The organism is Vibrio halioticoli NBRC 102217 (genome assembly GCF_000496695.1).
Lineage (GTDB): Bacteria > Pseudomonadota > Gammaproteobacteria > Enterobacterales > Vibrionaceae > Vibrio > Vibrio halioticoli.
Window position 1 is genome coordinate 38,609 of the sequence record NZ_BAUJ01000019.1, and the last position, 12,715, is coordinate 51,323.

At 43.3% G+C, this 12,715-nt stretch carries 12 protein-coding genes and 1 pseudogene; 6 read left to right on the forward strand and 7 right to left on the reverse strand.

The genetic code is table 11. From position 1 onward, the window contains the following. Positions 1-83 precede the first annotated feature (83 nt). Positions 84-701 (forward strand): beta-phosphoglucomutase family hydrolase, encoded by a 618-nt coding sequence (locus VHA01S_RS07355; protein WP_023403725.1) that lies wholly within the window; start codon positions 84-86, stop codon positions 699-701. A 118-nt stretch (positions 702-819) separates the two neighbouring features. Here VHA01S_RS07355 and bamJ read toward each other — a convergent pair whose 3' ends face one another. The 4 genes and pseudogenes from bamJ to VHA01S_RS07375 all read right to left on the reverse strand — a co-directional run. Next, entirely contained in the window at positions 820-1,293 is a 474-nt protein-coding gene (gene bamJ / locus VHA01S_RS07360; protein WP_023403726.1) for a BamJ family beta-barrel-assembly machinery protein, read from the reverse strand. Positions 1,294-1,301: 8 nt separating this feature from the next. Then, entirely contained in the window at positions 1,302-1,931 is a 630-nt protein-coding gene (locus VHA01S_RS07365) for a thioredoxin domain-containing protein (RefSeq protein ID WP_023403727.1), read from the reverse strand. 69 nt (positions 1,932-2,000) lie between these two features. Next, positions 2,001-3,305 carry an inosine/guanosine kinase gene (locus VHA01S_RS07370; protein WP_023403728.1) on the reverse strand — a complete coding sequence of 435 codons (1,305 nt, stop codon included), beginning with the start codon at positions 3,303-3,305 and terminating at the stop codon, positions 2,001-2,003. A gap of 223 nt (positions 3,306-3,528) precedes the next feature. Next, positions 3,529-3,978 (reverse strand): annotated as a pseudogene (locus VHA01S_RS07375) (CreA family protein); the annotation flags it as partial. 152 nt (positions 3,979-4,130) lie between these two features. Here VHA01S_RS07375 and VHA01S_RS07380 point away from each other — a divergent pair. The 3 genes from VHA01S_RS07380 (at position 4,131) to VHA01S_RS07390 (ending at position 6,067) form a co-directional block, all read left to right on the forward strand. Beyond that, positions 4,131-4,703: a hypothetical protein gene (locus tag VHA01S_RS07380; protein WP_023403730.1), complete on the forward strand. Its 573-nt coding sequence runs from the start codon at positions 4,131-4,133 to the stop codon at positions 4,701-4,703. A gap of 126 nt (positions 4,704-4,829) precedes the next feature. Further along, a complete protein-coding gene (locus VHA01S_RS07385; RefSeq protein WP_023403731.1) occupies positions 4,830-5,486 on the forward strand; it encodes an HAD-IA family hydrolase in 657 nt (218 codons plus the stop codon). Between the two features lie 89 nt (positions 5,487-5,575). After that, positions 5,576-6,067, forward strand: a complete 492-nt coding sequence (locus VHA01S_RS07390) for a LabA-like NYN domain-containing protein (RefSeq protein WP_023403732.1) — start codon at positions 5,576-5,578, stop codon at positions 6,065-6,067. Positions 6,068-6,186: 119 nt separating this feature from the next. Here VHA01S_RS07390 and VHA01S_RS07395 read toward each other — a convergent pair whose 3' ends face one another. Next, positions 6,187-6,399, reverse strand: coding sequence for a DUF2986 domain-containing protein (locus tag VHA01S_RS07395; RefSeq protein WP_023403733.1), 213 nt, complete (start codon positions 6,397-6,399; stop codon positions 6,187-6,189). 223 nt (positions 6,400-6,622) lie between these two features. On the opposite strand from VHA01S_RS07395, the gene VHA01S_RS07400 reads away from it, so the two are divergent. Continuing rightward, positions 6,623-7,714, forward strand: coding sequence for a ketoacyl-ACP synthase III (locus tag VHA01S_RS07400; RefSeq protein WP_023403734.1), 1,092 nt, complete (start codon positions 6,623-6,625; stop codon positions 7,712-7,714). A 243-nt stretch (positions 7,715-7,957) separates the two neighbouring features. Then, positions 7,958-9,592, forward strand: coding sequence for a peptide MFS transporter (locus tag VHA01S_RS07405; protein WP_052029596.1), 1,635 nt, complete (start codon positions 7,958-7,960; stop codon positions 9,590-9,592). A gap of 114 nt (positions 9,593-9,706) precedes the next feature. On the opposite strand, the gene VHA01S_RS07410 is transcribed toward VHA01S_RS07405, so the two are convergent. Then, positions 9,707-10,777 carry a DUF1254 domain-containing protein gene (locus VHA01S_RS07410; RefSeq protein ID WP_023403736.1) on the reverse strand — a complete coding sequence of 357 codons (1,071 nt, stop codon included), beginning with the start codon at positions 10,775-10,777 and terminating at the stop codon, positions 9,707-9,709. A gap of 217 nt (positions 10,778-10,994) precedes the next feature. Next, positions 10,995-12,653, reverse strand: coding sequence for an FAD-dependent oxidoreductase (locus tag VHA01S_RS07415; protein ID WP_023403737.1), 1,659 nt, complete (start codon positions 12,651-12,653; stop codon positions 10,995-10,997). Positions 12,654-12,715 lie beyond the last annotated feature (62 nt).

The window sequence follows — 12,715 nt, forward strand, 5'->3', positions numbered from 1 at the left end:
ATAAGTTTGTTTCATTTATGAGATTGTTTTGTCTTTTTAGTTTGGTAGAGTGGTCAAAATACTTAATTAAAGAGAGCAGACGGATGCAACCAAAACTTGAAAAATATCAGGGTGTTATTTTTGATATGGACGGCACTCTTATCGACACTATGCCCGCTCATGTGGCGGCTTGGCAAACAACAGCCGATGAGTTCGGTTTTGATTTTGATCCTGCTTGGTTACACAGTTTAGGCGGAATGCCTAGCCATAAAATAGTGCTAGAAATAAATCGTCGTTTTGGCTTGGATCTGGATCCTGTTTTAGTGTCTGGCTTTAAACTGCAGCAGTTTGCGCAAAATGAAGTCAAAGGTGAGCTGATTGAGATCACGCATCAAGTGCTGCTAGACAATATGGATGACAAGAAAGTGGCGATAGGCACCGGCGCTCAACGACAAGGGGCGCACGAGTTACTAAAATCACGTGGTGTATTTGATTATTTTGACGCGGTAGTCACAGCAACTGAGGTTAATAACCATAAACCGTTCCCGGATACCTTTTTGTTAGCCGCTGAGCAGATAAAATGTCAACCGAGCCAGTGCGTAGTGTTTGAAGACACACTATTAGGTTTACAAGCGGCACATGCGGCCGGAATGGATTGTTATTTAGTGACCGAGACAGGCTTTGTGTTTAAACCCGTAGCGGAAGCGGCATTTACTGAATAATACCAATCACACTCAGTAAGTGATCAGAACTAGCGCAGGAAAAATGAGTTTATGAAAAACAAAAAGGACTTCCGTTATGAAGTCCTTTTTCAGTTTATATCAATTACTACTACTGGCGTTATTTAATATCCAGTAGTTCAACATCAAAAATTAGTGTTGCAGAGCCAGGGATTGGACCGTTGCCACTTTTGCCGTAGGCAAGGTTGCTCGGGATAAAGAAGCGGAATTTATCACCCACAACCATCAATTGTAAGCCTTCTTGCCAACCGTGAATCACGCGATTAAGTGGAAATTCGATAGGTTTATCACGCTCAACCGTGCTGTCAAACACTGTGCCGTCGATCAGTGTGCCATGATAATGCACTTTGACGATACTGGTTGGTTGTGGGTGGATTTCTCCATCACCTTTAACTAATACTTCGTATTGCAGGCCGCTGTCTGTAGTGACTACGCCTTCACGCTGTCCGTTTTCTTGCAAAAATGCCTGACCAATAGCGATATTTTCTTTCCCCGTTTTGTGATTGGTCCAAACGCGGTAAATCATGAATGAAGCCAATAGCACGACTATGGCAGGAATGAGAAACTTAGACATGTGAGGCATTATCCTTTAGAAATTAAGAAGTTAATTGTATTGGCAATTGATTGAACATCATCATGAGCCGATGTGATCACCATATATTTGCCGTTTATGATAAAGGTAGGAACTGAATTAATCATGCCTTTACCGGTAATATCGGCCGCGTTTGTAACCGCTGCGAACAGTTTTTCTTTCTGCGCTTGGTTGAGATCATAAGGTGAGGTCATGCCTTTATTATGAAATGCATTTTCTAATTTTTGTTTTCTCTGAACAGAGGTTAAGTCGTCACTGGCATGATAGAGGTTAAACAGTTCTGTCATCATTTCTTGATCAGGTTTACTTGAATCGGATTGCATGGCAGCAGCATAGTAGAACATGGCTGCAGCTTGTGCGCTTTCGTTGAAAGTAACGTGCACTTTACCGATAGGCTGATTAATACCTTGTTCTATTTCAGGCAGAAATTTTTCCATTTGTAGGCAATGCCCACAGGTTAATGAAAAGACTTCGACAACAGGCTCTTGTATCAAGCTACTGATGTCGTTAGGCAGTTCAGAATATTGCTTGTTTAATTCTGGTGTTTGATTTTCACTGCAGGCCGTCAGTAAAATCAAAGAAGCAAACAGCAGGCTAAGTGTTTTGATTATTTTTATCATAGTCTGTTAAGTCTTTATTGTAGGGTGGGTTAATGGGCGATAGAGATTACCGCCCTTAAAGTAATGTGTTTATCTGTCCCAGTACGCTTCCTCTAGGCTGTCTTCTCGTTCTGGCAGTGTTTTTGAAAGACGAGGAGAGTGTTGAGTGAGCAATTCATAACTGACACGGTTTGCGTATTTGCAAATTTGCGATAGAGATGAATAGGTTAAATATGGAGCATGATGTTTTTGTGATGCTGGAACATTTCTTTTGTGGTACGTGTTAGCCGCAATATCATGCAGCAATGCAGATAACGCGCCATCGCCTGCGCCATTGGTATTTTTAATTTCCAGAGGGCCGCCTAAATAAGGTGATATGTGCGAGTAAATGCGCACAGGCTCTTGGCAGTCGGTATAACGCATAGGGCGGCTATATTCGAATTTATTAAATTCAGGAATATTTCCTGGTAACAAGATAGATTCAGTTGGGCGTTTGCGTTCGTTTTCAGTGTAACCGGCCATATACAACCCAACAGAGCCTGCGGTACACAAGACCAAATCTACCCATTCTAAGGTTTTATCGGCTGCCAAAAGAGGATCTTTTTCACCGGTTAAGGCTTCCCCTTCTTCTTCGTTCATCGCTACGATAGTGACATTCGCTTTGATGAATTGCTGCCACCAATCGGCATTGCCTTCAATAACGTATTTTGTGCCTAAGGTTAGCACTACCGGGATATTGTTTTGTTTGGCGATTTCCACAGCGCGTTGCACCGCTTGTGGCATCGGGTCTTCTGGCTTGCCACGCATTAGGTAAGAGGAAACCACGAGCGCACTGGCTTTTTCGAACACATATTCAGGAATGCTTTCTGGAAGCAGTTGATTCATGTCGCCTTCGTTAATTGCAAAGGTGCGTTCGCCATCATCGGAAATCAGGGTATAGCAACGACCAATAGAACCGTCTACTTTTTGCAGGTGATTAAGGTTTACTCTCGAAGAGGTTCGACATAAGTAACGATAGGCGTAGCTACCCACATCAATATTTTTCGACATCACGCCCAGTAACACAGATTTACTGTCGGCCAATACTGAATAGTTGTGCAAGGTGTTGCCAATGGTATCGCCAGGGTGCTCGTGGGTAATCAAGTCTTTTTCTACCAATTCTTGGTAAAGAGCATCAGCCACTTCTTGCTCAACCACCAGAGAATGGCCTTTGCTCAAAGAGTACTTTGCCAAAAAGTCATCACTTACGCGCGCTTCAATATCTACAATCGTTTGTCCCACACCCACTATGGTTGGTCTTGATAACTTAGGGGTTTGACGGATCTGATTTACTAATGGATCGCGAGAATGGATCGGGAAGTAATGCTTTGACTTTCTTTGACCTGGAAACTTCATAAATTCGTAACATAAAATATAGATATGCAGAGTATATCGCAGGGAATACTCTGCTCTTATCTATAACTGGCTAATTTGTAGGCGGTTAAACCTGCATAAATAAACCTTAGTAGGATACATCACTATTTTTAGCCGTGGCATCACCAACCGTCATTGGTTTAGCCGGCTCGGTGGTATTGCTTTTAGCAGATGATGAGGCTGTTGGCGCTGTGCCAGCAGGGTATTGGTAGGCCGCTGTACCCCATAATGGAACCGTTGATAGGCTGTGTTTATAACTGCCGGAAGTCTCTTTAGTGGAGTAAGACACATACATTAAAGTTTGTGAGTTTTTATCCAAAATACGACGAATTTTCATCGTTTTAAAGAAGACACTTTTTGATTTTTGAAAAACGATTTCACCGGATTTTGATGTGTCAATTTTGGCAATCATGTCTGCGGTAATTTCGCCAGTTTGTCGGCAAGAAATTGCTGAATCGGAAGGATCGGCAAGATCTAGATTCGCTTCAATGCTCGCAACATGACAGGTAACGCCAGTGACGATAGGGTCAACTAAAATATCGATTTTGATATCTTTAGTCGTAAAAAGACCAAGCGAGACATCACCAACTTCGTTTTTATCACACCCAACAAGAGTGAGTGCCAGCAGTGGAGCTAAAAGAGCAATTTTCTTCATTGCGGTTTTCCGAGAAATTATTAAGCCTATTAAGTACGTTAGAGTTTAACACATAGCGTCAGTCTTGTTTAAATAAGCGTTTGTTTGATAAAGAATTGTTCCGGCGTTATTCCGGGTGTATCCTTTAATCAAATTTTAAAACGAGCATCATTATGAGTAATGAGAAGTCAGAATCTAATATTGAACAACTACAGCAACAAAAGAATCAGTGGCTTTTTTCTCAGGTGGATGTGGACTTTCCTACGCGCGAAAGTGTATTGGGTAAGGCTTGTTATCTTGATTTGATTGAAGCGGAAAATACGATTGACGCTATAGAATTGTCAAAGATAGAAGCGCAATCAGCATATGCACAATTAGATTGGATAAAGGCCGATTTTCACAAATTGACGGTGCTCTTTTCACAATTTTTTGCCAAGCATAGCCAAGTTCCAGTGGCATCTAAAGAATATCTACAAGAGTTCTTTGCGCAGATCATTTTAGATGAACAAGCACCACATTCATTGTGGTTAGGTTTCTCTGGTAACGAGGTGGCAGGGGTTGCTATCGTTTCCCTGTCTCATGATCCGCTATCCCAAGTAGGCGTCTTAGTGTCAGATTTACTGCTCGATGATTCGCTAAACAGCAACGCTGAAATTTCATCCATACTCAATATTTTTTCAAATCAGTTAGCTCAAATCGAACATAAGCAGTGCATCTACGTGCATAAGGCGACATGCATAAAGTGATCTGAGTCGGTTAATGAAAAACTTATCGTGCCTGAGCTAACAGTAAACAAATTAGTCTTTTCCCACTGGGCAAATTCTTGGTTATAAAGGGATTATAATCAGTGGAATGCTACGGAAAGGCAATCAATGAAATGTGTGATTTTTGACTGTGAAGGGACGTTAGTTGATAGCGAAAAGCTATGCTGCCAAGCTTTGGTCAGTGTATTTAACAGCTTTGGCGCGCAATTAAGTATGGAAGACACGCTCAAGCATTTTAATGGTGGCAAGCTCACTGATATTTTGCTAGAAACCTCTGAGAGGCTCGGCGTTAAAGCCGACATTGATCAGTTGGCGATGATGTACCGCGAGAAAAGTAAGGTACTTTTTCAAGACCAATTAAACCCATCTAAAAATGCCATTATGGTTTTAGATAAGCTTAAAGAAATGGATATCGAAGTGTGCGTTGTTTCAAACGGACCGCTGAGCAAACTAGAGTATAAATTGGAAATCAGTGGCTTAGCTGGTTATTTCAAAGATGCTATGTTCAGTGCTTTTGAGGCGAACAGCTGGAAGCCTGATCCTGATCTTATCCAATACGCCGCAATGGGAATGGGTTTTCAAGGCAAAGACTGCTTGTTTGTTGATGATACGCTACAAGGTGTTCGTGCCGGTGTGGCGGCCAACATCACCACCTTGCATTATCGTCCCAATCACTTATCACCAAAATCGACCGCAGAAGGCGCGATCAGTATTCATGATTTAAGTGAAATTTTGCAATTTTGTACTGCAGAGTCAGTTAATTAGCACTCGTATTCGTACTGGATTTAGCACTTAGCGTTCCGCCGTAAGTCGAGTATACTCAGTTAAAATTTAATTGAGGTTTCCTACCTATAATGAATCAGCTTGCGCCTAGAAACCAAGTGGCTATTTTTGCTGACGTGCAGAATATCTACTACACCACTCGTGACGCTTATCGTCGAAACTTTGACTACAACGCGTTTTGGGCATTGGCAATGGAATATGGAGACATCGTTTCTGCACATGCCTACGCAATTGCCAGCCAAGATCCTAAGCAACGTCAATTTCATCATATCCTGCGAGGGATTGGTTTTCAGGTAAAACTAAAGCCTTATATTCAACGTGCAGACGGCAGTGCGAAAGGCGATTGGGACGTGGGTATTACCATAGATATTATGGAAAAAGCTCGCGACGTAGATACCATCATTTTGCTCTCTGGCGATGGTGATTTTGAGCTTTTGGTGAAGCATGTTGCGCAGCACTACAACTGCAAGGTGATTGTATTGGGCGTACCTCAACTGACTGCCAATGGTTTGATTGAGGCGGCCAGCGAATTTATCCCCATTAAAGATGCGCTTTTGAGATAGCACTTTTTATATAAAACACCGCAAAATAACCAGAGCGCCCGTCTAGGAATACACGGACGAATACCGCTAAATACACTTACGCGTGATTAGCGTAAGTCAGGCGCTCTGCTAGGTAATTGTTAGTCTTCTTTTTGTTGTGACGGCGTAGCATCAGTCACAGTATCTGTCGCATTTTCGTCTGCTTGCACATCTTCAACTTGAGCTGCTTCTTGCTCCATCTTCGCCCGTTCACTTTTTGAAATGTACTTTGGCTTGTTTGAACTGTGCAGTTTAGAGTTCTGCTTCTTTATTTTCTTCTTTAGGATCTGATTGATCTTCTTCTTACGGTTCATTTTTTGACCTTAATTCGCATGACGGCGCTAAGACTAACATAAACCGTTAATGCGTGCTGTAAATTGGTGAAAGAAGGCAATAATTGTCTTTAAGTGAATTGGGGCTGTACCTTGGTCACGCTTTACAAAAAACACCATAGAACCGACTAGGCAATTACTTTCGTATTTTGGCAATGAACGTATACTCTTAAAATACATAATAAAATTATTAGAAGTAGGCGATATGACTAAAACGTATGCGGAAATTTCAGGCTGGGGAAAGTGCTTACCACCAACAGTATTGAGTAATGATGATCTAGGTACATTTTTAGATACCTCAGATGAATGGATAAAGCCAAGAACCGGAATATCTGCGCGTAGAATTAGTCATGTACAAACCTCGGATTTGGCCACCGTTGCCGCGCAAAGAGCGATGGATTGTGCCGGTATTGAGCCGGGTGATTTGGATCTTATTATTGTTGCGACTTGTTCACCCGACACCCTTATCCCTAATATTGCGTCTAAGGTACAAAATAATTTATCGGCATTTAAAGCCGCCGCCTTTGATTTAAACGCAGCTTGTACCGGCTTTGTGTATGGCTTAGAAACCGCAACGCGCATGATTCAAGCAGGCAATTATCAGCACGTGTTGGTGATTGGCGCAGAGAGACTGAGCTTTTTCATTGACTGGACTCAGCGTGACACCGCCGTATTATTTGGTGATGGCGCAGGTGCGGTGGTGCTGTCAAAAACTGAGCAAGAAGTTGGGTTACTACAAAGTAAACTGGGCTGTGATTCTGAAGGGCGTGACATCTTAGCGGTGCCTAGCTTTGGCACGTCAATGCAAAGATTCGCCGCCGATAATGGCTATTTCACCTTTAACTTTGTCGGGCGTGAGATCTTTAAACGTGCGGTAAAAGGCATGGGCAGTGCGGCGCATCATGTATTAAACGAAGCGCAGTTATCGACCTCTGCCATTGACGTGGTGATTCCGCATCAAGCCAATGTGCGCATTATTCAAACTTTGTGCGATATGGCAGGGATTGAGCAAGAAAAAGCGTTTATCAATATCCAAAATTACGGAAATACATCAGCGGCGACTGTGCCGATTGCCTTGTGTGAAGCAGCCGAGCAAGGCGTGATAAAGCCGGGCAGTGAAATATTAACCGCTGCGTTTGGCGCTGGATTAACTTGGGGGGCAGGGCGTATTCGTTGGGGCCAGCGAGTTACGCCAATAAAAGAGAGCGATGCAAGGCTGCCTAAATGTGAACAAACGGCATTGCAGTTGCTAGACCAAGCTATTTTGCATTGTAAGAACAATCCTAATAGAGGCTAATCGGCTCTCATTGCATCAACCTTATTCCTTATCTTTGTTTGTCTTGCTACAGCATTAAGCAGCGCCTGTTTAATGCTGTAGCTTTTAATTTATCGAATTTTAAGAAACCGAGTAGGACTGGCTATTTTCTTCCCGCCACCTTCAATTTCATACTGTCTTTATTCATTACTATCTTCATTACTATCAATCCCAAAATGCAACTCATTGCTCTATTAATTAAGTGCAATGAGTTGCAGTTGATTTGTGCAATATAAAAATGTGACCCACTTCTCAAGCGGTTTGTTTGCTAACGTAACGCGCGTGCTAGAAGGATTTCTATCGCCAAGATCCAGCTTTGCTGGTTTAGATATTCAAACCGTTTTAGAGATAAACATTTTGCAAACAATATCGAAAACACCAACACCTGAGAAGAAGCTCATTCGCTCTCAGGTATTTAACGTAACAACGATTACGTTCTTTGGGCAGTTCGCCTCTTACTCCATCATGTCAATCTTCATTCTGTTCCTAACCTTGCCAATGGCTCGTGATGGGCTAGGGATGACAGAGAAAGAAGCGTATGAATTCATGGGTGTAACCCAAGCTATCGGTTATATGATGCCAATTATCGGCGGTTATGTTATCGATAAATATCTCGGTATTCGCCGCGGTATTACTTGGGGTGTATGTTTAGTCGCACTGGCTTATTTGATTATTTATATCGGCAGCTCCAATGTTCACACGCTAGGTACACGTGCCTTTATTATGGCGTATGCGCTACTTCCTGCTATCAACTCATTGGTAGCATCACCAACTTCAGCACTTGTAAGCCGCATTTACAAAGGCGATGACGCGGGCAGTAAATCAGGCATGACCTTTTACTACATGGCCATTAACGTAGGCTCACTTATTGGTATTGGTCTTGCGCCAATGTTAATGGATAGCCCTTACGGCGTTATGTCTGTGCTAGCGTTAGTGGTTTTAGGTAAATCAGCCGCTGCAATTAACTTCATTGTTAAACGCAACATCTACACCAATGTAATTGATGATCTGGATAAGCAACCAATGACGATTGGACGTCTAATTCCGGTGGTATCTTACATCGTTGTGGGTTACGCGATTGCATATTACTCATACCTTAATCCGCACGTAAGTACCTATTTGATTGGTATTGGTTGTACTGTTGGTATTTTGGCGTTTTGTATTCGTACTATGTTGCTTAAAGGTGTGGATCGCACTAAACAATTAATTGCCGCATTTTTGATTTTGGTCGCGATTGTATTCTTCGTGTTATACAACCAAATGGCCACCACCATGATCATGTTTACTAAGAACAATACGGACTTTTCCTTGTTCGGTATTATTCTGTCTCCGGCTCAGTTCCAGTTGATTAACCCATTGGTTATCTTAGCAATTGGTTCGCAATTGCCTAAGTTCTACAACCGCTTTGTTCGCTTTAGTATTCCTTATCAATTCGCTGTGGGCGTAGTGCTCTCGGGTCTGTCGATGCTTGCGCTTTGGTATGGCGCATCAACCGGTTACGAAACAGGGATTGCTAGCGCAAACTATGTAGGTCTTTCTTACCTAATCGTAACTATTGCTGAACTGTTTGTGAGTGCGGTAGGTCTGTCTATGATTGGTCTCTATTGTCACCCTAAAATGATTGCCTTTGCGATGGGCGCTTGGTACTTAGCTTCTTCTATGTCGAACCTGATCTCTGGTCAGTTAGGTAAGATCGTTGCGATTCCACAAGGTGGCGAAGACAAAATTGCTAGCATCCACGCTTACGGTGATTACTTCTACTCTATGGGTTGGAGTGGCATGATCGTCGGTGGCGCACTGTGTGTTGTGATGTACATGTTGCACCGCTCACTGGCTAAAAAAGGCATTACTATCGCTTAATGTGATTTCCCCATTATTAAGGGAAACCTTAGTGGAATAGCAAAAAATGGCAGCTTAGACCAAGGTCAGCTGCCATTTTTTATGTCGTTAATTTGCTACTTTCACCAGTACCTTTTAGCTTTGTTTAAGCCCGGCAATAATAGGGTCATCTTTTGCTTTCATAACGCTAGGATTGACGCCGTAATGACGAGTGGTAAAGGTAAAATCTTGTCCTTTAGTATCGATATTGTTTTTGGCAGAGTCTCCGCAGTTGAACGAGACAGTGATCGTACCATCTTGGTTGGTATCCCAAGTATTTGAGCTAATGTGACGTACGCCTTCCATCAAGTATTTGTCGGAATCATACGCAGTAATCGAGGTGAAAAATTTATTTTGTGGGTCGTTAAAGGTCGCGCTGTAACAGACGTTGGCTTTTAACTTGGCGCTGTTGGCGTATTTATTCCCCACAAAGGCCTCTGGGCTTGCGCCGCCCCAGCCTGCTGCATTCTCTAAATTCCACTGATGCAAGTCAGTGACTTGTTCACTAGTGCGAGGGAAGGTATAGGTGAATTTATCCATAGAGTTGACCTCTTTGGTGTAGTTTTGCACCCAAGTTTCCACTTCGTCATAGTTATACGGCTGAACTTGGTAATCTGTGGCAAAGTTAAAATCAGCGACATTGACCTTGTCTAATTGCTCAACCGCGTGCTGGATGCCTTTTTCTGTGCCTGAGCGATAAATCAGCATCGCATATTCTGACTCAACAGCAAGTTCATACACACCATCTTCAACCACATAGTGTTGCCCATGACCGCGCTCAGTTACTACTTGTACGGCTAAATAGTTGTCTGTCTTAGGTATCGAAAAGCTCACCTTGCCATTTTCGGCTTTAACGATAGCCACGCCATATAAGGTATCATCGTTCATCTGCACTGTTGGCGCCGCTTTGCCGCGTGGAGGCAGGTTCTGCATGATCACAAATTGAGAGTTCGCGCCTTTGCTTGTCCAGTTACGATAATTACGTGCGGTCTCAGCGTGCGAGAAGTTGTCCGCAGTGACGGTGAGTGTTTGTGCTTTTGAACTGTGCGTATTTTCAGTAGCCATCACGTTTGGTGCTAGCGATACTGCAGTGAGCAGGGCGGTAGCGAGCACTACATGAGAAGAAAGTGCACGAGAAACAAATTTATTTGGGCGAGCGTTAAGCATGGTTGTAACCTCTAAAGTGCGAATAGCAAAGATGCCAATTTGAGTATAGAAAACAATATGTTAGTCACAAGCTCCGTTTGTCACTGTGTTGCTTTAAAGAGACTTTAAGAGGGTTTAGATGGAATTTGAAATGACGTTAATCAATAGCTGATATTCGATATGTGGATATGGTAGTGAAATCAATGACCTAGGAGTGAACTCCTAGGTCATAAAATAATTAGGCGGTGGCGATTTTGTAGGTGCGATAGCCACCAAGTAAGTTTTTCGCTTTAAAGCCATTATTGACTAACTGGCGATAGGCAACATTGCCACGCAGGCCAACTTGACAATAAATGATGATTTCTTTGTCTTTTGGCAGTTCATGCATGCGCTGACGCAGTTGATCGACAGGAATATTGATATCCCCTGCAATATGATTGCCGTTTTTGCGCTCGGCTGGGTTTCGCACATCAAGCAGTAACTGCTCATCAGTTAGGTGTGCAATCTCATCAAAGTGAATAGGGGTTGCGTCGCCATTAATGATGTTATTTGCCACAAAAGCGGCTTGGTTAATAACATCTTTAGCACTACCAAAAGGTGGCGCATAGGTGAGCTCTAAATGTTGCAGTTGTTGTACGCTCATGCCAGCGCGTTGCGCGACCGCCATTACATCAATGCGTTTATCGACGCCGTCTTTGCCCACCGCTTGCGCGCCGAAAATTTTGCCTGATTGTGGGTCAAATAGCATCTTAAAGGAGACGGTTTCCGCGCCCGGATAGTAGCTAGCATGACTTGCTGTATGCACATACACTTTTTCATAAGCTGTGCCGCTTTGCTGTAATTGTTTTTCATTCATGCCGGTTGAGGCAACAGCTAAGTCAAACACCTTACATATAGCGGTGCCTTGGGTGCCTTGATAGCTTTGCTCTCTACCTAGCATATTATCGGCGGCCATGCGCCCTTGACGATTGGCAGGCCCTGCAAGGGGAACAAGAGTGGGGTTACCTGTGACAAAATCTTGCTCTTCAACTGCGTCTCCCACAGCATATATAGAAGGGTCGCTAGTCTGCATTTGCGCATTGGTGTAAATGCCGCCAGTAGCACCGATGCGCAGCCCTGCCTCTTTAGCGAGTTGAGTTTCGGGGCGGACGCCAATCGCCATGATCAAAATATCGGTATCACGGGACTCACCATTGCTGAGCTGAAGTTTCAGTGATTGGCTGTTTTGATGATGAAGGTACTCGACCGATTGCAAGGCCACGCCAAGTTTTAGATCGACGCCTTTATTGCGGATCTCTTCATGGACAAAGCCTGCCATTTCGCGATCTACTGGCGTCATTACTTGCTCGGCCATTTCAATTAAACTGGTTTTGATGCCAAGTTGCTGGAACGCTTCCATCATTTCAAGGCCGATGAATCCGCCGCCCACTACAGTGGCGTGCTTAGGTTTATTACTGCGTAGCGTATTTAAAATGCGATCCATATCGGGAATGTTACGCAAGGAGTGGGTGAGAGGGTTATCAAGCCCAGCAATAGGCGGAATTATTGGCGCAGCACCGGGACTAAGCAGCAGGAAATCATAGCGTTCGGTATATTCACTGCCATCAATGAGATTTTTAACCGTGACGCTTTTGGCTTGGCGATCAATGGCAATCACTTCGTTCATCACGCGCACATCAACATTAAAGCGAGCTAAAAAGCTGTCTGGTGTTTGCAGTAACAGTTTACTTCGATCTTTGATGTCACCACCAATATGGTAGGGTAGACCACAGTTGGCAAAGGACACAAATTCGCCCCGTTCAAACATGATGATTTCTGCGTCTTCACTTAAACGACGTGCACGAGCCGCCGCTGATGCACCACCTGCTACGCCACCGACGATGAGAATTTTAGTCATTGCTATCACTCCAAACTTAGGGTTGATTAATGTTGTGTAGTTATAATATAAGTTAATTCTAA